Source organism: Tateyamaria armeniaca (assembly GCF_045797845.1).
GTDB classification, from domain to species: Bacteria; Pseudomonadota; Alphaproteobacteria; order Rhodobacterales; family Rhodobacteraceae; genus Tateyamaria; species Tateyamaria armeniaca.
In genome coordinates this window covers 324,141-350,436 of sequence record NZ_JBHDIY010000002.1, presented here as the reverse complement: position 1 = coordinate 350,436, position 26,296 = coordinate 324,141, and the positions used below count along the sequence as shown (strand labels likewise).

The 26,296-nt window shown below is 60.6% G+C and carries 21 protein-coding genes and 1 pseudogene; 6 read left to right on the top strand and 16 right to left on the bottom strand.

What is annotated here, in order from left to right:
- Window positions 1–220: 220 nt before the first annotated feature.
- From ACERZ8_RS01805 to ACERZ8_RS01775, 7 genes are all read right to left on the bottom strand, one after another.
- Complete coding sequence (locus ACERZ8_RS01805) at window positions 221–1,861, bottom strand: Na/Pi cotransporter family protein (RefSeq protein WP_407590406.1); 1,641 nt, start codon at window positions 1,859–1,861, stop codon at window positions 221–223.
- A 43-nt stretch (window positions 1,862–1,904) separates the two neighbouring features.
- Window positions 1,905–2,696, bottom strand: coding sequence for a phosphodiesterase (locus ACERZ8_RS01800; protein WP_407590405.1), 792 nt, complete (start codon window positions 2,694–2,696; stop codon window positions 1,905–1,907).
- Window positions 2,693–3,502: a carbohydrate ABC transporter permease gene (locus tag ACERZ8_RS01795; protein ID WP_407590404.1), complete on the bottom strand. Its 810-nt coding sequence runs from the start codon at window positions 3,500–3,502 to the stop codon at window positions 2,693–2,695. The genes ACERZ8_RS01800 and ACERZ8_RS01795 overlap by 4 nt, the downstream gene beginning before the upstream one ends.
- A complete protein-coding gene (locus tag ACERZ8_RS01790; RefSeq protein ID WP_407590403.1) occupies window positions 3,499–4,392 on the bottom strand; it encodes a carbohydrate ABC transporter permease in 894 nt (297 codons plus the stop codon). Before ACERZ8_RS01790 ends, ACERZ8_RS01795 begins: the two co-directional genes overlap by 4 nt.
- 61 nt (window positions 4,393–4,453) lie before the next feature.
- Window positions 4,454–5,722 carry an ABC transporter substrate-binding protein gene (locus ACERZ8_RS01785; protein WP_407590402.1) on the bottom strand — a complete coding sequence of 423 codons (1,269 nt, stop codon included), beginning with the start codon at window positions 5,720–5,722 and terminating at the stop codon, window positions 4,454–4,456.
- Between the two features lie 48 nt (window positions 5,723–5,770).
- The gene (locus ACERZ8_RS01780) at window positions 5,771–6,790 is read right to left on the bottom strand and encodes an ABC transporter ATP-binding protein (RefSeq protein ID WP_407590401.1); all 1,020 of its coding nucleotides are present in this window, start codon (window positions 6,788–6,790) and stop codon (window positions 5,771–5,773) included.
- Entirely contained in the window at window positions 6,787–7,521 is a 735-nt protein-coding gene (locus tag ACERZ8_RS01775; protein WP_407594129.1) for a DeoR/GlpR family DNA-binding transcription regulator, read from the bottom strand. Before ACERZ8_RS01775 ends, ACERZ8_RS01780 begins: the two co-directional genes overlap by 4 nt.
- Here ACERZ8_RS01775 and ACERZ8_RS01770 point away from each other — a divergent pair.
- Window positions 7,463–7,660 carry a hypothetical protein gene (locus tag ACERZ8_RS01770; protein ID WP_407594331.1) on the top strand — a complete coding sequence of 66 codons (198 nt, stop codon included), beginning with the start codon at window positions 7,463–7,465 and terminating at the stop codon, window positions 7,658–7,660. The genes ACERZ8_RS01775 and ACERZ8_RS01770 overlap by 59 nt on opposite strands.
- Window positions 7,661–8,138: 478 nt before the next feature.
- Here the strand turns inward: ACERZ8_RS01770 and ACERZ8_RS01765 are convergent, their stop codons facing one another.
- Genes ACERZ8_RS01765 through xdhA form a run of 8 tightly spaced genes read right to left on the bottom strand, consistent with a single transcriptional unit; the run spans window position 8,139 to window position 17,751 of the window.
- A complete protein-coding gene (locus ACERZ8_RS01765) occupies window positions 8,139–9,221 on the bottom strand; it encodes a BMP family ABC transporter substrate-binding protein (protein WP_407590400.1) in 1,083 nt (360 codons plus the stop codon).
- Window positions 9,222–9,274: 53 nt separating this feature from the next.
- Window positions 9,275–10,195 (bottom strand): ABC transporter permease, encoded by a 921-nt coding sequence (locus ACERZ8_RS01760; protein ID WP_407590399.1) that lies wholly within the window; start codon window positions 10,193–10,195, stop codon window positions 9,275–9,277.
- A gap of 1 nt (window position 10,196) precedes the next feature.
- A complete protein-coding gene (locus ACERZ8_RS01755) occupies window positions 10,197–10,511 on the bottom strand; it encodes a hypothetical protein (RefSeq protein WP_407590398.1) in 315 nt (104 codons plus the stop codon).
- Window positions 10,508–11,593, bottom strand: coding sequence for an ABC transporter permease (locus tag ACERZ8_RS01750; protein WP_407590397.1), 1,086 nt, complete (start codon window positions 11,591–11,593; stop codon window positions 10,508–10,510). The genes ACERZ8_RS01755 and ACERZ8_RS01750 overlap by 4 nt, the downstream gene beginning before the upstream one ends.
- A gap of 54 nt (window positions 11,594–11,647) precedes the next feature.
- Entirely contained in the window at window positions 11,648–13,165 is a 1,518-nt protein-coding gene (locus tag ACERZ8_RS01745) for an ABC transporter ATP-binding protein (protein ID WP_407590396.1), read from the bottom strand.
- A complete protein-coding gene (gene xdhC / locus ACERZ8_RS01740) occupies window positions 13,162–14,085 on the bottom strand; it encodes a xanthine dehydrogenase accessory protein XdhC (RefSeq protein ID WP_407590395.1) in 924 nt (307 codons plus the stop codon). Before xdhC ends, ACERZ8_RS01745 begins: the two co-directional genes overlap by 4 nt.
- Complete coding sequence (xdhB, locus tag ACERZ8_RS01735) at window positions 14,078–16,378, bottom strand: xanthine dehydrogenase molybdopterin binding subunit (RefSeq protein WP_407590394.1); 2,301 nt, start codon at window positions 16,376–16,378, stop codon at window positions 14,078–14,080. The genes xdhC and xdhB overlap by 8 nt, the downstream gene beginning before the upstream one ends.
- Complete coding sequence (gene xdhA, locus ACERZ8_RS01730; RefSeq protein ID WP_407590393.1) at window positions 16,375–17,751, bottom strand: xanthine dehydrogenase small subunit; 1,377 nt, start codon at window positions 17,749–17,751, stop codon at window positions 16,375–16,377. Before xdhA ends, xdhB begins: the two co-directional genes overlap by 4 nt.
- A 213-nt stretch (window positions 17,752–17,964) precedes the next feature.
- Between xdhA and dnaE the strand changes: the two genes are divergently transcribed.
- Window positions 17,965–21,465 carry a DNA polymerase III subunit alpha gene (gene dnaE / locus ACERZ8_RS01725; protein ID WP_407590392.1) on the top strand — a complete coding sequence of 1,167 codons (3,501 nt, stop codon included), beginning with the start codon at window positions 17,965–17,967 and terminating at the stop codon, window positions 21,463–21,465.
- Between the two features lie 73 nt (window positions 21,466–21,538).
- A complete protein-coding gene (locus ACERZ8_RS01720) occupies window positions 21,539–22,642 on the top strand; it encodes a hypothetical protein (RefSeq protein WP_407590391.1) in 1,104 nt (367 codons plus the stop codon).
- A gap of 20 nt (window positions 22,643–22,662) precedes the next feature.
- Here ACERZ8_RS01720 and ACERZ8_RS01715 read toward each other — a convergent pair whose 3' ends face one another.
- Complete coding sequence (locus tag ACERZ8_RS01715) at window positions 22,663–22,857, bottom strand: SlyX family protein (RefSeq protein ID WP_407594128.1); 195 nt, start codon at window positions 22,855–22,857, stop codon at window positions 22,663–22,665.
- A gap of 115 nt (window positions 22,858–22,972) precedes the next feature.
- On the opposite strand from ACERZ8_RS01715, the gene hisS reads away from it, so the two are divergent.
- The 3 genes and pseudogenes from hisS to hisG all read left to right on the top strand — a co-directional run bounded on the left by hisS (window position 22,973) and on the right by hisG (window position 26,293).
- On the top strand, window positions 22,973–24,541 hold the full coding sequence (gene hisS, locus ACERZ8_RS01710) for a histidine--tRNA ligase (RefSeq protein WP_407590390.1): 1,569 nt from the start codon (window positions 22,973–22,975) through the stop codon (window positions 24,539–24,541).
- Window positions 24,538–25,607, top strand: a pseudogene (locus tag ACERZ8_RS01705) (ATP phosphoribosyltransferase regulatory subunit). Before hisS ends, ACERZ8_RS01705 begins: the two are co-directional and overlap by 4 nt.
- Window positions 25,604–26,293 carry an ATP phosphoribosyltransferase gene (hisG, locus tag ACERZ8_RS01700; protein WP_407590389.1) on the top strand — a complete coding sequence of 230 codons (690 nt, stop codon included), beginning with the start codon at window positions 25,604–25,606 and terminating at the stop codon, window positions 26,291–26,293. The pseudogene ACERZ8_RS01705 and the gene hisG overlap by 4 nt, the downstream one beginning before the upstream one ends.
- Window positions 26,294–26,296 lie beyond the last annotated feature (3 nt).

The following is a 26,296-nucleotide window of genomic DNA, read 5'->3' as shown; positions in this document are numbered from 1 at the left end:
TACACGCGCCGGAGGCCATCATCTGACGAAGCAAAGGTCAATCATGCAATTGTTTTCGAACCGCGATGCTGAAGCGTGCCTGATCGCCAAGATACCTTACTGGGCTGTCACTCTTGACGTGTCGGGTCGGCGGCGGGACCTATGCAGTTGCCCAGTGATCACCCACGGAAACACCGCTTTGATAGGGAAAAGAGCTTTCCCTGTTGTTTAAGCTATGGACCTAAGCGAGACGGCTTTTCAGCAGATCGCCTGACTTCAAAAGGATCGGATGACCCACCATCGAAAACGCTGTGTTGATCTGTTTCAGCGCGCGCAGCGTTTCCTGGTGGATGTTGCTCGTCTCTATGCTTTCGGCGAGCCCCTCGCGCAGACGGCCGATATGGCTGCGCTGCAGTTTTTGCTCGACTTTGCGCACCTTTTCCTTGGCTGCAACCAGTTCGCGAGCTTCGGCGGGGTTCTGGTTCATCATCACATTCAGCGCCAGTTGCACGTTGCTTTGTACGCGATCTGCAAAGTCGCGGATTTCTTCGCGGCCCTGAGGGGAGAATTGCAGCCTTTGCGTATCCAGACGCCGGGCGAGATCAAGCATGATGCGGGCGATCGCATCAGACGCGGAATCAAGGCTGGATGAAATGGAGGCCAGCTCCATCGAGCGGCGGCTCAGGTCTTCGTCCATTCCCTTTTGCGCAAGCCGCGCAAGATAGAGTTTAATGTCCAGATGGGTCTGCTTGATCAGCTTGTCCTGATCCGCAATGACATTGGCGGTGGCCGCGTTCCACTGGTCGTACAGCGGTTCGACGGCAACCAGCATCTGTTCGATCTTTTGGCCCATCCCAAGCAGTTCGCGCGCCGTACAGTCGATGGCGCGCTGAGGGCGGTCCAGCAGAGCAGGGTCAAGCGCACTTGTGATGCTCAGGGCGACGTCCGCATTGGGTTTTTCGGTCATGACATGCGACAACAGCGCAGTGATCGGCCCGACAAACGGCAGCGCTGCAAGGGCCAGCGCCAGATTGAAGGCGAGGTGCAGATTGATGGCCTGCCGGGCGGGTGCAGTGCCAAGTTGGGTCAACAGGTCCGGCACCGCGTTGACCACAAGGACCGCCAGCGCCGCCCCGCCGCCACGCAGGATCAGGTTGGCCATGACCATTTGCCGCGACGCAAGTGGTGCGGAATAGGTCAGAACGTAGGCGATGAACCCTCCGCCCAGATTGGCCCCGAGGATCATGGCCGCAGCCGCAGGGGCCGGAAGGATAGATTGACCTGCAAGCGTGACGAACAGCAACACGGCTGCGACGCTTGAATGGACACCCCAGGCAAAAATGGCGCCGATCACAAAGGCGGTCAGCAAATCGCGACCCAGATAGGCCATCACTGCCTGTGTGCCCGGGTTGGATAACATCGGCTCGGTCGCGGCGCGGATCATGTCCAGCGAGACGAAAATAAGCGCAAGCCCGATCATAATCCGCCCGATCTGACGGGTGTTGCCGCCTTCGCCGCGCAGAAAAATCGTCACACCGATCAACAGCAACAGGGGGATCAGCACAGGCTGGCGCACCATCAACAGCTGCGTGACAACCGCCGATCCGACATCGGCCCCCAACAAGATCGCCAGACCGGTCGCTGTCGCGAGCCCCCCTTTCGAGACAAAGTTGGACACAAGGACAGCAACGGCTGTGGAGCTTTGCAACAAGACCGCCGCCGCCATCCCGGTTCCGGCCGCCAGAAACCGGTTCTTGGCGGAATGGCGCATCCAGATGCGCATGGGGGCGGCAAACCCACGCTCGACCCCGGTGCGCACTAGGCGCACGGCCCAAATCAACAGGGCCGCAGCGCCTGCGATGTGGATCAGAATCTGGATCATGTGCGGTTCATTCAATGGTGTTGCCTTTGGTCAGGTGTGGCGATCAGAACGGAAACGGGCCGGACCCGGCCACAGGATCGATCCGGATCGATTGAAACCCGCCGTCCCAGCGGTGCAACAGGCAGCCATCTTCCTGCGTCATGAATCCAACCGGCGCATCTGGACGACGATCATAGGCGAAGGTGCTGTTCGGTGAAGGCCCGGAAATGGCGATTTGCCCTGCAACATCGCTGACGATCATCGTGTGGATGTGACCGCAAAGAATTCGCATGGTTCCGGAAAACCCCCTCAGAACGTCTTGCAACTCCGCCCGGTTGTGCAGCCCGATATCGTCCATGAAGCTGATGCCGCAGGCAAACGGTGGATGATGCAAGGCCAAAAGCACGGGCGCATCCCCTGCTTTGGACAATGCGGTGTCCAGAAAAGACAGGCTGTCAGCGGTGAGCATCCCGTGTTTTTGCCCGCCGACCAATGTGTCCAGCCCGATCATATGGACGTCACCCACTTTGCGGGCCCAGTTCAACGGGCCATCTGATGGAAGATCGCTGGTAAAGGCGGCGCGCATCGGTTCGCGTGCGTCATGGTTGCCCGGGATCACATAGGTCGGCAGATCCAGCGGCGCGATGAGCGCCTTGAACCGCTCATAGCTTTCGGCACTTCCATCATCGCTCAGATCGCCACTGACCAGCAGCGCATCGATCGGCCCGACTTGTTCGCGGATGCTGCCGATCCGATCGACCAGCCGCGTCAAAGCATCCACAGTGTCAAGACGGCCTGATACCAGCGCGCCCTCGGCCACGACATGCGTGTCGGACAGTTGCAGGATCGCCGTCATTTGATCCCTGCGCGCAGGAAGGCTTGCACGAACTGTCGCTGGAAGATCAGGAAGGCGATCAACAAGGGCGCGACAGACATGAGAGTCGCGGCAGAAATGATGCTGATATCGACACCGTTTTCAGGTGCGCCAAAGATTGATAGTCCGACGGTCAGGGGCCGTGTCTCGGGCGAGTTGGTGACGATCAGCGGCCACAGAAAGTTATTCCAGTGGGTCGATACGGACACCAGCGCGTAGGCCAGATAGGTCGGTTTCGCCAAAGGCACATAGACTCGCCACAGAATACCAAGAAGCCCGCAGCCCTCGATCCGCGCAGCCTCGTGCAATTCAATGGGAACCCCTTTGAACGCCTGTCGCATCAGGAAAATGCCAAAGGCGCTCGCCATGTAGGGCATGCCGACGCCGAGGATGGTATCGAACAGCCCAAGGCGCGAGATCATAGCGTAGTTTTCCACGATCAGCACTTCGGGCAGGATGAAAAGCTGCATCAGCACCAGAATGAACACGTAGTCCTTGCCCGGGAACCGCAGTTGCGCAAAGGCGAACCCGGCGAGTGTCGTCAGGACGAACTGTCCGATCAGGATCACGGTCACCAGCAGGAAGGTATTGATGAAATACTTCAGCCATGGCGCACCGGACCAGGCTACGCGGAAATTCTCAAGCGTCCAGGGCGAGAACAGGTTCAGATTGACCGCATCGGATGTGGAATGCGTCGCGGCCCAGAAGGCAAAGAGCAAAGGTGCGATCCAGATGATCGCAAGCAGGATCGCACCAAAGCTGTCCATGAAACTGGTCAGGGCCTTCATTGGTAATGCGTCCTTCTATCAAGGTAGAAGAACTGGATCGCCGCGACGATCCCCAGAACCGCGATGACCATGATCGTCATGGCTGCGGCACTTGGGGCATCAAAGAAGGCAAACGCCATCTCCCAGATGTAGTAAAGGATCAGTTTGGAGGCGTCGGACGGACCGCCTTTGGTCAGAATAAAGAGGTGGTCGATCAGCTTGACCGAGTTGATCATCGCATTCACCGCGATAAAGAGCGTTGTGGGCATCAGAAGCGGCAAGACGATGCGGCGGGTATAGGTCCAGCGGCTGGCCCCTTCGATGTCGGCGGCTTCTTTCAGGTCTTCGGGAATCGTCTGCAGGGCGGCAAGGTAAAAGATCATGAAGAACCCCGCCTCTTTCCAGATGGTCACGATGATGATCGCCCAAAGGGCGGTTTCCGGCTGTCCGAGCCAGTTCACGGAAGGGAGGCCGAAAAGGCTGCCGATCTGGTCCAGAACGCCAAGGCCGGGGGTGTAAAAGAACAGCCACAGGTTTGCCGCGGCGATCATCGGCAGGACAGTTGGTGTGAAATAGGCGGTGCGGACAAAGCCGCGCGCGCGGATCTTGCCATTGGCCCAAAGTGCCATCGACAGGGCGATGAAGATCGAAACGGGGATCGTGACGCCTGCGTAAAGCAGGTTGTTCTTGACCACGATCCAGAAAGTCGGGTCCGCGAACAGGTCGGCGTAGTTCTCGGTGCCGACAAACTCTGTCGGGTTGCGGCGGGTGCCGCGCGAAAACATGCTCGACCACAGGGTCGCGACAGACGGATAGAACGCAAACAACGTCAGCAGAACGGCGGCAGGTGAAAGCAAAAGCCAGCCACAGATGGCCTGCCTGCGGCGTTCTAGGTTGGCATGGGCTGACATTGCGCGTCTCCGGTTTCAGCAAGGGATGGGCCGGCGCATGACGCACCGGCCCATCCAAATTTTACTGGTAGTCTTTCAACAGGCGTTCGGCGGCGGCCTGCGCTTCGGCCAGGGCCTCTGCCGGTTCCTTGGCGCCGGTCAATGCAGACTGGATCGCGTTGTTCAGACCATCCCGCACACGCGCCGTCTCGAAGGTCGAGAATTCGGCGACAGCGTTTTCGAGCTGGTTGCGCGCGACCAGAGCAGGCGGGAATTCAGCCGTGTAAGACTGAAGCGCCTCTGTCTCATAGGCGGCAGGTGACACGCCCATGTAACCGGTCCCGATGGACCATGCAGCGGCTTGCTCAGGCGAGGTCATGAACTGCATCAGCTTGAGGGCTGCGGCACGTTCTTCATCCGTCGTCTCCTTGAACAGATAGAAGTTTCCGCCCCCCGTGGGTGAGCCTTTGCGCACATTGGCAGGCAGTTCTGCGACGCCAAAGTCAAAGCTTGCACCGTTTTTCACCGCCGTCAGGTTGCCTGTCGAATGCCACATCATTGCGGTCTGACCTTCAAGAAACGCTTGGCGCAATGTGCCCCATTCGACAGTGCCCGTCGGCATGATGCCGTGCTCAGCCGACAACGATTTCCAGAACTCCAGCGTTTCGACGACCGTCGGATCGTCGAAATATGTGGTCAGACCGTCGCCGGACATGACTTCCTTGCCGTTCTGGATCGCGAGCGCCTGAAACATCCAGTAGGGATATCCGGTGGATGGGATCATCACGCCGTAGGTGTCGCCTTCGGTCAGGGCCTTGCCCATCTCGATCATCTCGTCCCAGGTTGTTGGCGGGGCTTCGGGGTCAAGGCCTGCGGCGCGGAACATGTCCTTGTTGTAATAGGCCACGATGGTCGAGCGTTGGAACGGAATGCCCCATGTCTTGCCTTCGATTTTGCCGTTCGCCATCAGCGCGGGGTAAAAGCTGTTCAGCCATGCCTTGTCGGCGTCCGTGGTCGCGACGTCCTCGAACGGAATGATCAACTCCTGCTCGATCAGGTCATAGGCGTCGATGGAAAACATCACCGCCAGTTGTGCAGGTTCGCCGGAAGCAAGTGCAGACAATGCGCGCACGCGGGTGTCGTCATAGTTGCCCGAATAGATGGCATTCACCTTGATATCCGGGTTGGCCGCCTCAAAATCGGCCACGATGCCGTCCACCACCTCGGTCAATGCGCCCCCGACCGCAATCGGATAATACATCGTCAGTTCAGTCTCAGCACTTGCCGGGGCGGTCAGGCTAACCGCCATCGCAGTGGCCAGCCCCAATCCCGTTTTCGAAAATAGTTTCATGTCTCTCTCCCTTGGTTTTCAGTCTTCATTGTCTTGGTTGGGCAGGGATTATCCCGCCAACCTTTGGCCCGCCGCGTCAAAGACGTGCAGGTTTTCATCGTTGAATGTGATGTCGATCTCGTTGCCTTCGGCCATCATCGGCAGCCCGGGTTTCAGCACGCAAAGCCCTGTGGCGCCTGCGTGATTGAGCCCGATCAAGGTCTCTGCACCCAGAAACTCGCTTTCCGTGACGGTGCAGCGCATCCGGCCATCGCCCTTGGGGACGATTTGAATGTTCTCAGCCCGGATGCCGATTGTCTTGTCGTCGCCGAACCCATCGACAACGCCGGACTGAAGCAGGGCCATGGGCGGTGCTCCCACGAACTCGGCGACAAACGTATTGTTGGGCCTGCTGTATAGGTCTTCGGGTGCACCGACCTGTTGGATATGCCCGTCTTTCATCAACACGACCGTGTCGGCCATGCTCATCGCTTCGGTCTGATCGTGAGTGACGTAGACGACCGTGATGCCCAGATCACGTTGCAGTTTCTTGATGTCTTTGCGCACCGCGTTGCGCAGTTTTGCATCAAGGTTGGACAGTGGTTCGTCCATCAGACACAGGCGTTGTCCAGCCACAATTGCACGGGCGAGGGCGACGCGCTGGCGCTGACCACCGGACAACTCACCCGGCTTGCGATTCTCAAGGCCAAGCAACCCGGTGATTTCCAGCGCGCGGTGCAGTTTCTCCATCCGCTCTTTCTTGGGGACGCGGCGGACTTTCAAACCGAACACGACGTTTTCGGCCACGGAAAGGTGGGGGAACAGTGCGTAAGACTGAAACACCATCGACAGGTTCCGGTCGGATGCGGCACTGGTCGTGACGTCCTTGCCATCGATCAGGATGTGCCCCTCATCCGGCAATTCCAGCCCTGCCAGCAATCGCAACGTGGTTGATTTCCCGCAGCCTGACGGCCCCAGCAATGCGGTAAAGCTGCCTTCGGGGATATCCAAAGTTATGCCCTCAACACCCAATTGGCCGTTCCAACGCTTTGCCACGTCCTTCAGCACCACAAAGGGAGGCGTCGTCATGTTGAATCTCCTTCGGCCACAAGCAGCCTGCCATTGATGTTGTGCGTCAGAGGCGCGTAAGGCCCTGCCGGAATCCGGTCGACAATCGTCACATCCATGTCTGCGATGTTGTCGCCAAGCGCAGGTGCCGGACGGCCAAATTTGGATTGATCGACAACCAGAAGGGACGTGCTGGAATTGGCTCGAATTTTCTGGCGCGCCCGGACCTCGGTCGAGTGAAAGTCCAACAGCGCACCGTCTTCGGCGATGCCAGCGACACCAAATACTCCGAAATCCGCCCGGTACCGGCCGAAAAATTCCAGAACGTCATCGCCCAGAATATCGCGATCGGGCAAACGCAACTCGCCCCCTGGCAGGATGATCCGGTTGGACACCTCTTCGCTCAGAACCATGGCCGCACTCAGGTTGTTTGTGATGATCGTCAGATTGCTGCGGCTGCACAGGGCTTGTGCGACGCTCAGCGGCGTCGATCCAATGGAGATAAAAACTGTCGATCCATCCGGGATCAGACTTGCCGCTGCACTGCCGATGGCCTGCTTGCCCAACAGGTTGGTCGCGGCACGTTGATCGAATGGCGTGTTCAGAAACTCTTTGCTCAGCTCGATCCTGCCATGAACGCGGTGCAGCATGTCACCTTCGCATAAGGCATCCACATCACGGCGGATGGTTTGCATGGAAACATCGAACCGCTCCGCCAATGAGCCCACGGTGACCGCGCCGCGCTCCAACACCAAAGTCGAGATCGCGTGGCGTCGTTTTTTCTTTTTTGATGACATTCCGCCCCCGGGCCCTGTGTCTGCGGTGACGTTAGGAGGAAAAAAGCAACAAAACAACATTATTGTTGCCTCTTCTTTCAGCGATCTGCCATAGAAATTGGAAAATAGGCCGCAAAATAAGAGCTAAGTATGATTACCTCTCCTCAAACTTTGTTGCTTTGTTGTTTTGATTTCAACTTCTGTGGTTTTCTCGAAGGTGTAACGCAGTAAACAAACAGAAGGCGAAGCGAGACGCGTTCCGATCAACGCCGCCAGCTATGACCGCGGCTGCGCCACTGCCAGGTCCAAACGTCTCGGGCTGTAAGTGCAGAGCGACAAAGGCATCAGCCGCCGTGACGTGACCCTAAGGAAGCAGTCGCACTCAGCACAGTTGTGCCTTTTCGCCTATTGGCGTCTCAACGGCATTGGAACAGCCTCGCACCGCCACGCGCCTGTTTTTCTGATCGCTGCGATCCATGCACATTTGTGCGTCCGGATGCACTTTTCAGAACAAGGACTGTTGCTCAGCAACCGCCCTAAAGCAAAAGGCCCCGCAAATTGCGAGGCCTTTCGTTTCAGTTTAGGGGCGTCGCTTACTGCGGGATTTCGCCTTCGATGCCTTCGACATAGAAGTTCATCCCCGCCAGCGTGCCATCATCCGCCGTCTCACCTTCGGCAAGGAAGGGTGAGCCGTCCTGCTTGTTCAGGGGGCCTGTGAAGGCGTGGTAGGACCCGTCGGCCAGAGAGGCCTTGAGGGCCAGTGCCTCTTCGCGGACCTTTTCGGGCACAGCATCCGTGATCTCACCAATGCCGACCATACCAGCACCGATGCCATCCCACGTGTCCGTGCTTTCCCACGTCCCGTCCATCACGGCGCGGGTGCGCGCGATGTAATAGGGGGCCCAATCATCGATGATCGACGACACGCGCGGGAAGGGCGCGTACTGGCCCATGTCCGACGCCTGACCGAAAGTGATCACATTACCCGCCTCTTGCGCGGCTGCCTGTGGGGCGGTCGAGTCGGTGTGCTGCAGCACAACATCGGCACCCTGTTCGATCAGCACCTTGGCAGCGTCCGCTTCCTTGGCGGGGTCGAACCATGTGTAGACCCAGATCACCTTGAATTCGACGTCAGGGTTCACGCGCGAGGCGTGGATGTAGGCCGAGTTGATGCCCCGGATCACTTCGGGGATCGGGAACGAACCGATATAGCCGATGATGTTGCTTTCCGTCATGCTGCCCGCGATGTGGCCCTGAATGGCGCGCCCCTCATAGAACCTTGCCGAATAGGTCGACACATTGGGGTGCAGACGCTTGTAGCCAGTGGCGTGCTCAAACTTCACATCCGGGAATTTGGCGGCCACGTTGTTGGTGGCGTCCATATAACCAAAGGACGTGGTAAAGATCAGGTCCGCACCGTCCAGCGCCATCTGCGTCATCACCCGCTCGGAATCCGGGCCTTCGGCGACGTTTTCGACAAAGACGGTTTCGACCGCATCGCCAAATTCCGCTTCAACCGCGAGGCGGCCCTTGTCATGTTCGTAGGTCCAGCCGCCGTCGCCGACGGGGCCGACATAGACGAAGCCGACCTTGGTCTTTTCGTGTCCGTCGGCAATCGCCGTCCCGGCAAAGCCGAGCGCAAGCGCCGCACTGGCCATCAGTGTGGTGAATTTCATGTGTAGGTTTCCCCCTGTTGTCGCCCCATCGGGGCACGGTTTACTTTCGCCCCTTATCCCGAGGCGTGGAATGTACGCCCCAGCGATCCCGGCGCGCGCGATTTGTCGCTCGACAGAATCACCAGAACGATGATCGTCACGATGTAGGGGGACATTGCCAAATACTCGACCGGAATGGCAACGCCTGCGCCCTGCAGGTTCAGCTGCAACTGGGTGATTCCGCCAAAAAGATAGGCACCCAGCAACACCCGCCACGGTTTCCATGATGCAAAAACAACCAGCGCGAGAGCGATCCAGCCCACACCAGCCGTCATCCCTTCGGTCCATTGGGGCACGCGGATCAGGCTGATATAGGCCCCGCCCAGTCCCGCGCAGGCACCGCCGAAAAAGATGGCAGCCGTGCGGATGCGCTTGACCTTGTAGCCAAGGGCGTGGGCCGCGTCATGGTTTTCCCCCACAGCCCGCAAAATCAGACCGACCCGCGTGAATTTCAGCGTCGCCCAGGTGGCGGCGACAATGGCGAGGCCGAGGTACACAACGAGGTCATGGCCAAAGACGATTGGCCCGATGACCGGGATTTCGGCCAGTGGACCCAGGGGCGTTGCTTCGGTCCGGGGCGGCTTGATCCCCACATAGCTTTGCCCCATCAGTGCCGACAGGCCGAGGCCAAAGAGGGTGAGCGCGAGACCGCTTGCCACTTGGTTGGCCAGCGCGACCTGGGTGAGGAACGCAAACAACAGCGAAAGCACGGCACCGCCCAAAGCAGCGGCGATGAAGCCGACAGCGGGCGAGCCTGTGTTGACGGTGATGATGAAGCCGCAGACCGCACCCGTGATCATCATCCCCTCGACCCCGAGGTTCAGAACACCTGCGCGTTCGACGACCAACTCGCCGATGGCGGCGAGCAGAATGGGGGTCGATGCGGCAATCATCGCGGCGACCAGAAGGATGGGGTTGATGGCGGATAGGTCCATGTCAGATCACCCCGCCGTGGATGATCACATGCGTGATGGCTGCGGCAAATACGGCACCGGCCAGCATGTAGACAGCTTGGGACAGGCGCGGCCTGTGCATGTGTTTTGCAAGGCGGCGCACCCATGCCAGCCGCCGCGCGGCGAACAGCGGCACGACAAGAATGGCGGCCAGTGCGCCGACATGTGCAGCGGCAAAGACAACCAGCGCAGCGATGCTCTGATCACCTTCGCCAGTGATCTGCATGTGCAGCATCCAGAGCATCACCAGGCCCATAACGGCACCCATGACAAAGGGCATCAGACTGTGTCGGGTCATGTCGCCACCTCGCTTGTTCCAAACCGCACGCGATAGTTGGTCAGCACATCCAGCGCGAGCAGGAAAAACAACAGCATCCCCTGAAACACTTGTATCGCTGCCGCAGGCAGGCCGAGTTGGGATTGCGCGATGTCCCCTCCGATATAGGTGAGCGCCATCAGCAGCCCCGCGGCCACAATCCCCAGCGGATTGAGCCGCCCGAGGAAGGCCACGATGATGGCCGTGAACCCATAACCCACATTGAAATCGATAGTGATCTGTCCCGCCGGGCCGGAGACTTCGAAAAATCCTGCCAGCCCCGCCAACAGGCCAGATGTTCCAAGGCAGAACAGCACCAGCCGCGCCGGGTTCACGCCTCCGAACCTCGCGGCACGTGGTGCTTCACCCGTGACCCGAATGGCAAAGCCCAACCGGTGGCGCGTCAGCAGGACATAGGCAAAAATGACGGCGATCAGGGCCGCAACGACACCCCAATGCATGCCCGTGCCCGCGATCAACTCGGCATTGTGGGCCGATGGGTATTGCTGCAGGTTGCGCGACCCGGGAAATCCAAATCCTTCCGGGTTTTTCAGCAATCCTAATGACATGGAGGCCAGAAGTTGCTCGGCCACATAGACCAGCATGAGGCTGACAAGGATCTCGTTTGTGCCGAATTTCACCTTCAGAATTCCCGGGATCAGCGCCCATAGACAGCCGCCCAAAGCACCCGCCAGTATCATGATCGGAAAGATGAAAATGCTCTCTGCCGGGTAAAACGCAAGGCCCGCACCGGCGCCACATATGGCCCCAACGATGTATTGACCCTCGGCCCCGATGTTCCAGATGCCAGCCTTGAACCCAAGGGCTAGCCCGATGGCGATCAGCACAAGCGGCGCGCCCTTGATCAGCAATTGCGGGCGATAGAAGAAGGAAAATTCGCCAAACAGCGGTTCCCAGAAAATGGTGAGGATCGACTGGATCGGGTCCTTGCCCAATGCCGCAAACAGCACGCCGCCAAAGATCATCGTGGCCAGCACCGCCAGCAAGGGTGTGGCCCAGGACATCATCTGTGACGGTTGGGGGCGTTTCTCTAGGCGGATCACGATGGCCGTCCCCTGCTTCTCTGATTTGAAAAAATCCTCCCCGAGGGGCCGGTGTCATACATGCGCAACCTCCATGCCGTGCGCGCCACCCAGCATCAGGCCAATCTGCTCGACATTCAGACCCGAGGTCGGCTTGGGCGCGCTGAGCCGCCCTTCGTTCAGGGCCGCAAAGCGGTCAGAGATTTCCATCAACTCGTCGAGATCTTGCGAGATGATCACAAGCGCCGTGCCACCAGCCGCAAGATCCAGCAGGGCCTGACGGATCGCCGCCGCTGCGGCGGCATCCACACCCCATGTGGGTTGGTTCACGACCAACACCTCCGGGCGTTGCAGCACTTCCCGCCCGATCACGAATTTCTGCAAATTGCCGCCCGACAGCGAGCGTGCAGCGTTGTGTGGCCCCGGTGTGCGCACATCGAAGGACGCGATGATCCGTTCCGCAAAGTCGCGTGCTTTCGGCCAATTGAGCATACCGCCACGCGCCAATTGTTCGCGCGCCATGCCGGTCAGCATCGCGTTTTCCGTCAGTGACATATCCGGCGCTGCAGCATGGCCCAGCCGTTCCTCGGGGGCGGCAAGCACACCAAGGCCGCGCCGCGCTTCGGGGCCGATCCCCGCCAAATCGCGCCCCTGAAACGTGACCATGCCCGGCGCGCAAGGCAATTCGCCCGAGAATACGCCGAGCAATTCATCCTGCCCGTTTCCGGCGACGCCGCCGATACCCAACACTTCACCCGCCTGCACATCGAACGATATGTCTTTCAGCGCCATGCCAAACGCGGATGGCGAGGATGCGGACAGTCCCTTGACCGACAGCATCACATCCCCCGTCGTATGTGCCGCGCTCTTTGGCGTGGCGAGCGTGGTGCCCACCATCATTTCCGCCATTTCGCGCGCCGATGTGACGCGCGGCACGCAAGTGCCCACGTTTTTTCCGCCCCGCAGGATGGTGGCAGCGTCGCAGAGTGCGCGGATTTCTTCGAGCTTGTGCGAGATGTACAGGATCGCCGTGCCCTCGGCCTTCAGCTTGCGCAATGTCTCGAACAGAATGTCGACTTCTTGCGGGGTCAGCACTGACGTGGGTTCGTCCATAATCAAAAGCTTCGGGTCCTGCAAAAGACAGCGAATGATTTCGACACGCTGGCGCTCCCCTGCGGAGAGGTCCCCGACGGTACGGTCCGGTGACAGGGGCAGGCCGTACGTCTCGGACACCTCGCGGATGCGGGTTGCAAGTGTCGCCATGGGCGGAGGCGCTTCCATACCAAGGGCGATGTTTTCTGCAACAGACAGCGCGTCAAACAGGGAAAAGTGCTGAAAGACCATGCCAACACCGGCACTGCGCGCGGCGCGTGGATCGGCAGGTGCAAATTCGGCCCCGTGCATCTGCATCGTGCCGGTGTCAGGCTTGACCAACCCGTATATCATCTTGACCAGCGTGGATTTTCCGGCCCCGTTTTCACCCAGCAGCGCATGAATTTCACCGGTGCCGATGGTCAGGCTCACGTCATCATTGGCGAGGACTCCGGGATATGCTTTGGTCAGGCCTGACAGATTAAGAAGTGGGGTCGTCATGCGCGTACCTCGGCCCGGACGTGGGCCCGCCTGCGTTCCATCAGTAGCCGATGCGCCACCCCGATCGCAATCATATGTGGTTGTTTGCCCAAAGCCGGATCGCCAATCGGGCAGGTGATGCGCGCAATTTGATCGCTCCCGTGCCCCAGCATACTCAGCCGTTTGCGAAATCTGGCCCATTTCGTCGCTGATCCGATCAGCCCGGCAGAGCCAAACCCGTGCTGCAACACTGCGTGGCACAATGACAGGTCAAGGTCATGGGAATATGTCAGGATTAGGTGGTCTGCATCGACGGGCGCGTGTGGCACCAAGCGGGATGGATCACCGGCTGGCACAACTGTGACGCAGTTTGGCACATCATCCGGAAAACGATCCGCCGCCGTATCGACCCAGGTGATAGCAATGCCGGGGATGGGGTGCAGCACATCGACCAAGGCGCGCCCCACATGGCCTGCCCCCCAAATCCACAAAGCGTGGTCAGGTGGACGCACCCCTTCGATCATCCAGCCATCGATCCGTTGCGCATCTGGTATCTGACCCTGATTGCGCGCCGCGCTCAGCATACGTTTGATTGATAGCGGCATGGGGTCCGGCCCGCGTGCGATTACGTCTGTTGGCAGGGCGAGGGCGCGGGGCAGGTCAAAGACTTCGCTCAGCACCTCGACGGCCCCACCGCAACATTGGCCCAGATCAGGGCCAAGGGCATGGCGGCTGGTTGTGTCCTGCGTCAGCGCACGCGCGGCAATTGCCAGTTCGTATTCCAGCGCACCCCCACCGATTGTGCCGGATTGCCCGCTTTCCCAGACACACATGGCGGCCCCGACCTCGCGCGGGGCCGACCCGTGCACAGCAGCAATCACCACGCGGACAACGCGCCCATGGGCCGTGCAGGCAGCGATCAGCGTGTCGCGATCAAACATCGCGGGCCCGGTCGATGGCGGCCAGAACGCTTTCCGCCGTGGCAGGTGCGTGCAGGTCGGGATAGTTGGGTCCGCACGCGGACACCGCGTCGCTCAGCGCCAGAAAGGCAGAGATGCCCAGCATCAATGGAGGTTCGCCCACCGCCTTGGACTTGTAGATCGTGTCGGCGCGGTTTTCCCCGTCCCAAAGGGCCACGTTGAACACATCTGGCCGGTCGCCACAGGCCGGGATTTTGTAGGTTGACGGCGCGTGGGTGCGCAAGCCGCCCTTGTCGTCCCACACCAGTTCTTCGGTGGTAAGCCAGCCCGCGCCCTGCACATACCCGCCTTCGACCTGCCCGATGTCGAGCGCAGGGTTCAGCGACGCGCCTGCGTCATGCAGGATGTCCGCGCGCAGGATACGGTTTTCACCGGTGAGCGTGTCCACGACCACCTCCGTCACTGCCGCGCCATAGGCAAAGTAAAAGAACGGGCGACCATGGCCCTTGATCCGGTCCCATTCGATGTCGGGCGTCTTGTAAAAACCGGTCGCGGACAGGCTGATGCGCGCCTGATGCGTCATGGCCGCGACTTCGGCAAAACTGTAACGCGCTGTCCCTGCCATCACATGCCCGTCCTCAAAGACGACAGCGTCCGGTCTGCACTGGTGCAATTGCGCAAGGTATTCGGCCATTCGGTCGCGGATGGTGTCGCAGGCGGCCTTGACGGCCATACCGTTCAGATCGCTGCCGGACGAGGCGGCGGTGGCCGACGTGTTGGGTACTTTCGCGGTGTCTGTCGCGGTGATCTTGATGGATGGAAGCGGGACACCAAACCGACTTGCGGCCACTTGCGCCACTTTCTGAAACAGGCCCTGTCCCATCTCCGTGCCGCCGTGGTTCAGGTGGATCGAGCCATCCGCATACACATGCACCAGCGCACCAGCCTGATTGAGATGCGTGAGTGTAAAACTGATGCCGAATTTCACAGGGGTCAGCGCGATGCCCTTTTTCAAAACCGGATTGGCCGCGTTCCAGTCGGCAATCGCGTCGCGCCGCGCATCATAATCGGCGTTTTCGCGCAGTTGATCGACCAGATCATCCAGAATGAAATCGGTTACAGGTTGGCCATAAGGCGTGGTTTGCACGTCTTCTGTTTCGACAGAGTCCTCGCCGCAGTCATAAAAGTTACTTTGGCGCACCAGCAGCGGATCAAGCCCAAGCTCGGCGGCGACGTGATCCACGATCCGCTCCATCCCCAACATACCCTGAGGGCCGCCAAAGCCGCGAAAGGCGGTCGCGCTTTGGGTGTTGGTGCGCAAGCGATGGCTTTCGATCCGGACGTTGGGCAACCAATAGGCATTGTCAGCGTGCAGCATCGCGCGGTCCGCAACGGGCAGGGACAGATCCATCGCCCAACCGCAGCGGGTGAACTGGCGCACGTCAAGCGCGGTGATGCGTCCGTCATCATCGAAACCAACGTCATAATCGATGCGGAAATCGTGACGCTTGCCGGTGATGATCATGTCATCGTCGCGGTCATAGCGCATCTTGCAGGCCTGCCCTGTCAGGCGCGCGGCGATTGCACAGGCCACGGCCAGCGCGTTGCCCTGACTTTCCTTGCCGCCAAACCCGCCCCCCATGCGCCGGGTTTCGACCCGCACGGCATGCATCGGCAGGCCGATGGCCTCGGCCACCTTATGCTGGATTTCGGTCGGATGCTGGGTCGAGGAAATGATATGCATATCGCCATCCTCGCCCGGCAGAGCGAGGGCCGCTTGCCCTTCGAGATAAAAGTGCTCCTGCCCGCCGATATGCAGCGTGCCGCTGAGTGTGTTTTCGGCGGCGTCCAGGGCGCTTGCTGAATCTCCGCGGGCATAGATGCGTGGGCCATCCTCGAACCTTGACTCAGCCTCCAGCGCTTCTTCGATGCTCAAGATCGGCGTGGTTTCCGCGATATCGATCTTGCCCTGTCGCGCCGCATACCGCGCCTGCAGATGGGTTTGCGCGATCACGGCAAAAACGGGCTGGCCCAAATAATGGACCGCGTCCATGGCCAGCAGCGGTTCGTCATGAGCAGACGGCGAGACATCATTGGCAAACGGCAGGTCTTGTGCTGTCAGCACGGCCACAACGCCCGGTGCATCACGCACGGCGTTCAGATCAAGCGCGGTGATCGAGCCACTGGCACAAGTGCTGAGGCCAAAGGCGAGGTGCAGCGTACCTGTGGGCATCGGCATGTCGTCCACATAGCGCGCAGCGCCGGTCACATGCAGGTGCGCGGCGTCATGGGGCAGGGGCTTGGCGACACTCACGATGTCACCTCCAGCACATTTGTTTCTTGGCCCTGATCCTCAAGCCACGCACGCAGCAGCATGTTTTGTGCCGCCGCCATCCGGTAGCGGGCCGAGGCGCGCATGTCCGACAGCGGGGTAAAGTCCTGCGCCAGTGCCGTCATGGCGGTCGCAACCGTGGTCTCGCTCCAGGGTTTCCCGATCAAGGCGGCCTCGGCCTGCGCTGCGCGTTTCGGTGTCCCTGCCATGCCGCCAAAGGCAAGGCGCGCGGACTTGACCACGTCGTCGGCGACCTCGATCCAGAAACATCCGCAGACCGCCGATATGTCCTGATCAAAGCGTTTGGACAGTTTGTAACAGCGCAAATGATCGCCAGCGCGCGGAACCGTGATTGCCTCGACAAACTCGTTCCGCGCGCGGTCCTGTTTGCCGTAGTCGACAAAGAAATCCTCAAGCGGCAGGCTGCGCGGCCCGTTCACGCTGCGCAGATGCAACGTGGCCCCAAGCGCGATCAGCGCGGGCGATCCATCCCCGATGGGGGAGCCGTTGGCAATGTTGCCCCCGATAGTCGCCGCATTGCGCACCTGCACGGATCCATAGCGGCGGATCAGTTCGCCAAAGGCGGGGTAGAGTGGGCCCACTGCGCTGTGCAACGCGCTGAGCGTGGTCATTGCGCCAATGTGGATCTGGTCATCGGTTACCGTCACACCGGCCAGCGCGGGAATGCGGTTCAGAAAGGCGACAGGCCCCAGATCGCGTAAGCCTTTAGTAACCCAAAGGCCCACATCAGTTGCGCCTGCAATCAGGGTGCCGCCCGGGTGCTGATCCAGCCAGTCTGCAAGGGCTTCGGGCGTGGTGGGGGGCTCTGCCCCCGTCGCCTCCCCCGCCGTATTCTCGGTCAGAAGAAGCGGGGCGTCGTGCATGTGATCCGGCACTGGCGCCTCTGCGGCCTCTTGCGCGGCACGGATGATGGGCGCGTAGCCCGTGCAGCGGCACAGGTTCCCGGCCAGTTGTGTGTCGTGATCCTGCGCGCCATTCAGATGTGCACAGGCCATCGTGGTGACAAAGCCGGGCGTGCAAAACCCGCATTGGCTGCCATGATGCTTGATCATCGCCTTTTGCACCGGGTGCAATGCGCCCTCGGGGGTTGCGATCCCCTCGACGGTGCGAACCGCCTTGCCCTCAAGTTGCGGTATGAACAGGATGCAGGCGTTCAGAGCATTTGCACCGCTTTCATCCGTCACAATGACCGAACAGGCCCCGCAATCCCCTTCATTGCACCCTTCCTTGGTGCCGGTCAGGTGCTGATCCTCGCGCAGCCAGTCCAGCAGGGTCGTTGTAGGAGTTGTGTCAGCAGTGACGCGCCTTCCGTTGAGAAGAAATGTCGTGTGCATTCTCATGACCTGCCGCGCTACCTTGAGCCCGTTTGATTTGGCAGCCTCGATGCGGCGTAGAGGCAGTTGCCAGGGCGGAACTGGTTTTGAGGCTATGCGGGTCAGTCGGGCCTTTGCAAGAGGCATTACGTGGCAATCGATGATGCCGATTTGGTGTGCATAACTTTGCGGCACCACTGGATATAGGGGCGTGCTGGCCCTAATCTGGTCGCCATGACAGATGCCCCCCGATTCATTCACCTGCGCACCCATTCCGAATATTCCCTGCTGGAAGGGGCGATGCGCCTGAAAAAGCTGCCCGATCTGGTGCGGGGCGCAGGGATGCCTGCCATCGCGCTGACGGACACCAACAACATGTTCGCGGCACTCGAATTTTCCGTCGGTATGGCGGGTGCGGGCATCCAGCCCATCATCGGCTGTCAGGTCGACCTGCAATACATCACTTCGCGCCCCGGCGAACGGCCCCGCGCCCCGGCGCCGCTTGTTCTGCTGGCGCAGTCCGAGGCGGGGTATGAGAACCTGATGAAGCTCAATTCCTGCCTGTATTTGCGGGACGGATCCGAATTGCCCTTTGTCACGGTCGAGGAACTGGCAGGACATTCCAGCGACGTGATCTGCCTCACGGGCGGGCCGAGCGGACCAGTGGGTATGCTGTTGCAGGCCAGCCAGCGCCCTGCCGCGCAGGCCCTTATGACGCGGCTGGCCGATGTGTTCGGTGATCGCCTTTACGTCGAATTGCAGCGCCATCCCGGTGAGGGCGGTGCCCCCGAGGCTGAACGCCTGACCGAGCGCGGCTTTGTCGAGATGGCCTATGCGATGGACCTGCCGTTGGTCGCCACCAACGACGTCTATTTCCCCAAGGCCGACATGTATGAAAGCCATGATGCGCTGATCTGCATTGCCGACGGGGCTTACGTCGATCAGCAGGAACCGCGCCGCCGGTTGACCGCCCAGCATTACTTCAAAAGCCAGGCCGAAATGGTGACGCTTTTTGCGGACCTGCCCGAAGCGATTGAAAACACGGTGGAAATCGCGCGGCGCTGTGCATTTATGGCTTATCGGCGCGACCCGATCCTGCCCAAATTTGCGGACGATGAGGTGGAAGAGTTGCGCAAGCAGGCCAATGCCGGGCTGGTCGAGCGGCTCAAGGTCATTCCCCACGCAGCATCGGTCGAAGAATACCAGAAGCGCCTCGATTTCGAGCTGGATATCATCGAGGGCATGGGCTTTCCCGGCTACTTCCTGATCGTTGCTGACTTCATCAAATGGGCCAAGGATGAGAACATTCCGGTGGGCCCGGGCCGAGGCTCGGGTGCGGGCAGCCTTGTGGCTTATGCCCTGACAGTGACGGACCTTGACCCTTTGCGTTATGCCCTTCTGTTCGAACGGTTCCTCAACCCCGAGCGGGTCAGCATGCCTGACTTCGACATCGATTTCTGCATGGACCGGCGCGAGGAAGTGATCCGCTACGTGCAGGGCAAATACGGGCGCGACAAGGTGGGGCAGATCATCACCTTTGGTGCGCTTTTGTCCAAAGCGGCGGTGCGCGATATCGGACGCGTCTTGCAGATGCCTTACGGGCAGGTGGATCGCTTGTCCAAGCTGATCCCGGTCGAGGGGGTCAAACCCGTCAGCATCGAAAAGGCACTGGCGGACGAACCCCGCTTGCGCGAGGAGGCCCGCAACGAAGAAGTTGTCGCGCGTCTTCTGGAATATGGCCAGCAGGTCGAGGGGCTGCTGCGTAACGCATCGACCCACGCCGCCGGGGTGGTGATTGGCGACAGGCCCTTGGACGCGCTTGTCCCGCTTTATCAGGATCCGCGATCCGACATGCCCGCGACCCAATTCAACATGAAGTGGGTGGAACAGGCGGGCCTCGTCAAATTCGACTTTCTGGGGCTGAAAACCCTGACTGTGATCCAGAACGCGGTGGACCAGATCCTTGTCTCGGGCCGTCCCTTGCACGTGGCCGCCGATGGCACCGAACTTTACACCCCCGCGCAGGGTATGGAGAATGACATCGGCGGTATCCCGTTGGATGATGAGGCCTCTTACAAGCTCTATGCCTCGGCCAAGACGGTGGCGGTGTTTCAGGTGGAAAGCTCGGGCATGATGGATGCCCTGAAACGCATGAAACCGGACTGTATCGAGGACATCATCGCTCTTGTCGCCCTCTATCGACCGGGCCCGATGGAGAACATTCCGAAGTTCTGCGAGGTCAAAAACGGCAAGTCCGAGCGTGAGTTGCTGCACCCGACAATCGATCACATTCTGGACGAGACCCAAGGCATCATCGTTTATCAGGAACAGGTGATGCAGATCGCGCAGGAGATGGCGAATTACTCGCTGGGTGGCGCTGACCTGCTGCGCCGCGCGATGGGCAAAAAGATTCAAGAAGCGATGGACGCAGAACGCCCCAAATTCCTGAAAGGAGCAGGCGAAAACGGGGTGGACGAAGCCAAGGCGATCGAGGTTTGGAACCTGCTCGACAAGTTCGCCAATTACGGCTTCAACAAATCCCACGCGGCGGCCTATGCGGTGGTCAGTTACCAGACTGCATGGCTGAAGGCGAACCACCCGGTTGAATTCATGGCCGGGGTCATGAATTGTGATATCCATCTGACCGACAAGCTGGCGGTCTATTTCGAGGAAGTGCGCAAAGTCCTGCAATTGCCGTGGGTGCCGCCTTGTGTGAACCGGTCTGATGCGACGTTCAAGGTGGTTGACGGTGCGCTCGTCTACGCGCTGGGCGCACTGAAAAACGTCGGGGTCGAGGCGATGCGGCTGGTCGTCGAGGGGCGTGGTGACAAGCCCTTTGCCACGCTGTTCGATCTGGCGCGCCGGGTGGATTTGAAGAAAGTGGGCAAGCGACCGCTGGAAATGCTGGCGCGGGCCGGGGCGTTTGATCAGCTCGATCCCAACCGGCGGCGCGTGTTTGACGCATTGGATGCGCTGTCGGCCTATTCTGCGGCGGTACATGATCAGAAGAACTCAAACCAGGTGTCATTGTTTGGGGAGGCCGGCGACGATCTTCCCGAACCGCGCCTGATGCCGGTGGACGACTGGCTGCCGGCTGAGCGGCTGGGCGAAGAGTTCAAGGCCGTGGGCTTTTACCTCTCAGGCCATCCGCTGGACGACTACATGGGCGCGCTCAAGCGCAAGGGCGTGATCACGCTGGACGAAGTCACCGCCAAGGCCGAAAACCAGCCATTGATCGCGAAACTGGCGGGTGTCGTCGCGGGTTTGCAGGTGCGCAAATCGGCCCGCGGCAATCGCTTTGCCTTTTGCCAGATGTCGGACACGAGCGGCGCCTTCGAGGTCACCCTGTTCTCGGACAGTCTCGAAAAAGCGCAGGATTTTCTCGTCGCAGGTGAAAAGGTGCTGGTCACCGTCGAGGCCACGATGGAGGCGGATCAGCTGAAACTGCTCGGCCGGTCGGTCGCACCCATCGACACCGTCGTGGCGGATGTGGGCAGCATGGGATTGCGCATTTTCGTGGACGCGCCATCGGCCCTGTCTTCGGTTGCGACCGTTCTGGATGGTGCCGCGCAAGCGGCCAAAGGGGCAGGGCGTGGGCCAATCACCGTCTGCCTGATGGATGACAGCCTGCCGGGCGAAGTGGAAATGGATTTGGGCGCGGAATTCCCCGTCACCCCGCAGATCAAAGGCGCGATCAAGTCGCTGTCCGGCGTCGTCGAAGTGCAGGAGATGTAGGCGGGTTTCGCCCGCCTGACTGGACGGCGAAGTGTTCACACGCTAGTTTTGCCGCCGGGGGAGGCAAAACGATATGCGCAAGGCGTGGGCGATTATTCCATCTTTACTTGTGCTTGGCGCATGTGGCGATCCCCTTGCCGGGGTCGAGCGTGTGTCTGACGGTGTGGCGTTTCCGGACAGCGTTGTCACCACGGCCTTGCCGACCGAAGACGAGCTGGCGCGCGAGACGAGCATCCTGTCCGGGCTGTTCCGCAAGCGGGCAGAGCCTGAAGAACTTTTGGCAGACGTTGGCACAACTGACATCGGACAGGCCGCGAATGATGGCGTTACAGTGGTATCGGATATGCCCGTTGAGGCTCTGCCCGATGATGCCGAGACTTCAGCAATCGTCACCGCATCCGCCGATTCCGAACCAAGACGCAAAGGTGTGTTTGGCTGGCTGCGCCGGGACCCGGTTTCCGAAGCCGCACCAGTGAGCAATGCAGAGGTGTTTGACGGAACAGACGAAGGCGATGACCTCGATCTCGACATCCCTGGAAATGCTGAAACCGATCCGCAGATCGAAGACGTTCAGGTCGCATCATTGTCCCCGGAAAGCGCTGCGGTGCCTGCACCAGAATTGGTCGAGCCGCAAAAACGGCGCCGCCTCTTTGGGCGTGCGGCACCTGCACCCGCTGCGGGCATGGCATTGCGGGATGTGGACCCGGGTGCGGTATTGCCCTTCGGCGAAGTCGCCCGTGTCTGCGATGTGCGCACGCGCGATCTGGGCAAACTGGTCGAACAGGCTGCGGGAAAAGGGCGGGGCTATAACCTGTTTGACAGCGCGCCAAACAGCGCTGAGCCACGGTCATTCTTTGTCACCGGCTTTGGTGACAACTGCGCGCGCCAGTTCACGGCGGAACTGGCGATCTTTGGTACGCCGGAATTTCACGAACAGTTGCGCTATGGTCTGCCTGCCAGCGAATACCCCTACTCAACCACGGACCGCGCCTATGAAAAGGTGAAGGCCAAGGTTTGCAATGTCGGGCGCAACAAACCATGCGGGCCACGCATATCACGGCTCGAAAAGACGACGGCCTTTGTCAGTGTTTACGAGCATTTCGGTGACAACGGGCGCTGGGCGGACATGCTGTTGCACGACGGGGCGCTGCTGGCGATGTCCGTAAAGACGCCCTGAACGGGCCGCCTGTTGCGGTTTCAGTAATGCGGCGGGCGCTCGTCCCCGACAACAACTCCGCCGCTGCCCTGGGCCTCGCGTTCGGCCTCGCGCGCCATCAGCATCTGTGCCCGCCGCGTCAGCAACGCCAACTCGCGCTCTTGCCGCGCAACGATATCGCTCAGGTCATCGACCGTGCGGGTCAAATGGGCGATTTGCTCTTCAAGGGCGTTGATGCGGCTGTCCATGAGCCTCATGTGGGGCAAAAGGGACGCTTGCGCAAGCCGCGCGCACCTTGCCCCCTTACCCGCCCTGCGATACGACGCGCCCGAACCCAATCGGAGTGGCACCATGGCCAAGCCCAAAAAGACCCCGCGCCCCAAGGCTCAGACGCCCAAGGGCTTTGCCGACTATTTCGGCAGCGACGTGACCGAGCGGACTGCGATGCTGTCGCGCATCGCCGAGGTCTATCATCGCTACGGGTTCGACGCGCTGGAAAGCAGCGCGGTTGAGACGGTCGAGGCGCTGGGCAAGTTCCTGCCTGACGTGGACCGCCCGAACGAGGGCGTGTTCGCATGGCAGGAAGAAGACGGCGACTGGCTGGCGCTGCGCTATGACATGACTGCCCCGCTGGCCCGCGTCTATGCCCAGCACCGGGGCGATCTGCCAAGCCCCTATCGCCGCTACACGATGGGCCCCGTCTGGCGCAATGAAAAGCCGGGACCGGGTCGGTTTCGCCAGTTTTATCAATGTGATGCAGATACGGTGGGCACGGCAAGCATGGCCGCGGATGCTGAGATTTGTGCAATGCTGGCGGATACGCTGGAGGCCGTCGGTATTGAACGTGGTGACTATGTGATCCGTATCAACAACCGCAAGGTGTTGAATGGTGTGATGGAGGTTGCGGGCCTCTCGGGCGACGACAAGGAGGCCGAGCGCGGAATCGTCCTTCGTGCGATTGACAAGCTGGACCGGCTGGGGCCGGATGGGGTGCGCGCGCTACTCGGTGAGGGCCGCAAGGATGAGAGTGGGGATTTCACGAAGGGCGCAGGGCTGACTGCGGAACAGGCTGCGGTAATCGTTTCTTATCTGGAAGTCGGTGTAGCGCAGTTGAACGCCCATAAAGCAAAGGTCAGCAGACAGGTTGAAGTAGTGAAATCTGGCAATCCGATAGACCAAGCTGCGTTTGGCGGAGAAAACCCAAACGCTACTACGCTTCAAATGCTTCGAGGGTTGGTAGGTGGGTCTTTAATTGGAAAGCAAGGCGTCGAAGAGCTCGACCAAGTTGCACAACTACTTTTTTCGCAGGGCTATCGCTCCGATAGGGTACTAGTCGACCCCTCCGTCGTACGCGGTCTCGGCTACTACACCGGCCCCGTCTACGAGGCGGAACTCACCTTCGACGTTCAGAACGACAAGGGCCAGACGGTTCAGTTCGGTTCCGTCGCGGGCGGTGGACGTTATGACGATCTGGTCAAACGCTTTACCGGGCAGGAAGTGCCCGCAACCGGCGTTTCCATCGGCGTCGATCGCCTGCTGACCGCTTTGCGTGCCACGGGGCGCATTGGCTCCGAAACCCACGGCCCCGTTGTCGTCACCGTCATGGACCGCGATCGCATGGCCGACTATCAGGCGATGGTCGCTGAACTGCGCGCAGATGGCATCCGGGCCGAGGTGTACCTGGGCAATCCCAAGAACTTTGGCAATCAGCTCAAATATGCGGACAAGCGCAACTCCCCCATCGCGATCATCGAAGGCGGCGATGAAAAGGAGCGTGGCGTGGTGCAGATCAAGGACCTGATCCTTGGCGCAAAAATTGCCGAAACGGCGACCCACGAAGAATGGAAAGACCGCCCCAGTCAGTTCGAAGTGCCGCGCTCCGAGATGCTGGCCAAAGTGCGCGAGATCCTGGCGGGATGAGCGACGTGCGGGCCCGCGCACTGGCCTTGCGCGACAGTTTTGTCGCCGCAGGGGCACGCGCGGTCGACCCCCCGTCTTGCAGTCGGCAGACCTGTTGCTGGACCTTTATGGCGAGGACATCCGCGCCCGCGCCTACGTGACCAGCGACGCGATGCGGGGCGAGCAGATGTTGCGCCCCGACTTCACCGTACCTGTCGTGCAGATGCACATGGCCAACGGGGCGGACCCGGCGCGCTACACCTATGCTGGCGAGGTGTTTCGCCGACAGGAAGATGATCCCGACCGCGCCAGCGAATACCTGCAGGTCGGCTACGAAGTCTTTGACAGCACTGACCCGGCAGCCGCAGATGCCGACGTATTTTCGCTGATTGCGCAAGCGGTTGCGCCACTCGCCTTGCGCGCGGCCACGGGTGATATCGGTGTGCTGATGGCCGCCGTGGATGGGTTGAAGACCTCTGCGCGCCGCAAGGCTGCGCTGCGTCGCCACATCTGGCGGCCCCGCCGGTTCCGCGCGCTTCTGGACCGTTTCGGGGGACGGGTGCAGGTGCCGGAAACCCGCCGTGCGCTGCTGGCGGGCGTTGTGACGTTGGATGCCCCTCTCACCGGTCTGCGCAGTCAGGCCGAGGTCGATGCGCGCATCAAGGCCCTTGCCGAAGATGCCGCCGAACCGCCCATCAGTGCCGCGGAAATGGAGGGCCTTGATGCGCTGCTGTCCGTGCGCGAAACGCTGCCCTTTGCGCTCTCGCAATTGCAGAACCTCACCGTTGATTTGCCCGCCATTGCCAAGGCTGTCACCCGCGTCGATGCCCGTGCCGAGGCGCTGGTCAAACGCGGTGTGGATGTGGACAGGCTGGAGTTCGAGGCCAGCTACGGGCGTACCTCGATGGAGTATTACGACGGCTTTGTCTTTGGATTTTATGCCGAATCCCGCCCTGATCTGCCCCCGGTCGCGACGGGCGGGCGCTATGATGCGCTGACCCGACGCCTTGGCGGTGGCACGGAAATCCCGGCAGTGGGCGCTGTGCTGCGCCCCGACCTCATGGCCCTGCTGGAGGGCGCGACATGACGATCAAACTGGGGGTGCCCTCCAAGGGCCGGCTGATGGAAAAGACGTTTGACTGGTTTGCCAAACGCGGTGTGACCCTGACCCGCACGGGGTCGGATCGCGAATATGCAGGCGAGGTTGCGGGCGTCGATGGCATGGCGCTTGTGTTGTTGTCGGCAGGTGAAATCCCGCGCGAACTTGCCGCCGGGCGCATTCATTTGGGGGTGACAGGCACCGATCTGGTGCAGGAAAAACTGCCCCTTTGGGAACAACAGGTCGCACCGGTGGCCGAAATGGGGTTTGGCCACGCTGATCTGGTGCTGGCCGTGCCTGCGGGCTGGGTCGATGTGGATCTGACGGATGATCTGGACGCCGTCGCGGCGGCCTTTCGGGAACGCCATGGGTTTCGCCTGCGGATTGCCACGAAATATCACAGGCTTGTGCGCGATTTCCTGCGCGAAGTCGGGGTGGCGGATTACCAGTTGGTCGACAGTCAGGGCGCGACCGAAGGGACGGTCGCGAACGAGACGGCAGAGGCCATTGCCGACATCACAAGCAGCGGCGAAACCCTGCGCGCCAATCACCTCAAGATACTGAACGACGGGCTGATCCTTGCCTCGCAGGCAACTCTGTGGCGCTCGCGCGTGGCGCAGGTGGATGACGCGGATCGCGTGGTCTTGCGTGGTTTGCTGGACCAGTTGGGCTAGACC

Bases quoted from the DNA above. Each gene is read 5' to 3' on its own strand.
- hisG (WP_407590389.1), top strand. From the start codon at position 25,604: ATGACGATCAAACTGGGGGTGCCCTCCAAGGGCCGGCTGATGGAAAAG.
- hisS (WP_407590390.1), top strand. From the start codon at position 22,973: ATGGCCAAGCCCAAAAAGACCCCGCGCCCCAAGGCTCAGACGCCCAAG.
- ACERZ8_RS01755 (WP_407590398.1), bottom strand. From the start codon at position 10,511: ATGACCCGACACAGTCTGATGCCCTTTGTCATGGGTGCCGTTATGGGC.
- xdhC (WP_407590395.1), bottom strand. From the start codon at position 14,085: ATGTTTGATCGCGACACGCTGATCGCTGCCTGCACGGCCCATGGGCGC.
- ACERZ8_RS01800 (WP_407590405.1), bottom strand. From the start codon at position 2,696: ATGACGGCGATCCTGCAACTGTCCGACACGCATGTCGTGGCCGAGGGC.
- dnaE (WP_407590392.1), top strand. From the start codon at position 17,965: ATGACAGATGCCCCCCGATTCATTCACCTGCGCACCCATTCCGAATAT.
- xdhA (WP_407590393.1), bottom strand. From the start codon at position 17,751: ATGCACACGACATTTCTTCTCAACGGAAGGCGCGTCACTGCTGACACA.
- ACERZ8_RS01805 (WP_407590406.1), bottom strand. From the start codon at position 1,861: ATGATCCAGATTCTGATCCACATCGCAGGCGCTGCGGCCCTGTTGATT.
- ACERZ8_RS01780 (WP_407590401.1), bottom strand. From the start codon at position 6,790: ATGACGACGCCTCCCTTTGTGGTGCTGAAGGACGTGGCAAAGCGTTGG.
- ACERZ8_RS01790 (WP_407590403.1), bottom strand. From the start codon at position 4,392: ATGTCAGCCCATGCCAACCTAGAACGCCGCAGGCAGGCCATCTGTGGC.
- ACERZ8_RS01770 (WP_407594331.1), top strand. From the start codon at position 7,463: ATGGAAACATCGAACCGCTCCGCCAATGAGCCCACGGTGACCGCGCCG.
- ACERZ8_RS01720 (WP_407590391.1), top strand. From the start codon at position 21,539: ATGCGCAAGGCGTGGGCGATTATTCCATCTTTACTTGTGCTTGGCGCA.
- ACERZ8_RS01795 (WP_407590404.1), bottom strand. From the start codon at position 3,502: ATGAAGGCCCTGACCAGTTTCATGGACAGCTTTGGTGCGATCCTGCTT.
- ACERZ8_RS01760 (WP_407590399.1), bottom strand. From the start codon at position 10,195: ATGGACCTATCCGCCATCAACCCCATCCTTCTGGTCGCCGCGATGATT.
- ACERZ8_RS01745 (WP_407590396.1), bottom strand. From the start codon at position 13,165: ATGACGACCCCACTTCTTAATCTGTCAGGCCTGACCAAAGCATATCCC.
- ACERZ8_RS01785 (WP_407590402.1), bottom strand. From the start codon at position 5,722: ATGAAACTATTTTCGAAAACGGGATTGGGGCTGGCCACTGCGATGGCG.
- ACERZ8_RS01765 (WP_407590400.1), bottom strand. From the start codon at position 9,221: ATGAAATTCACCACACTGATGGCCAGTGCGGCGCTTGCGCTCGGCTTT.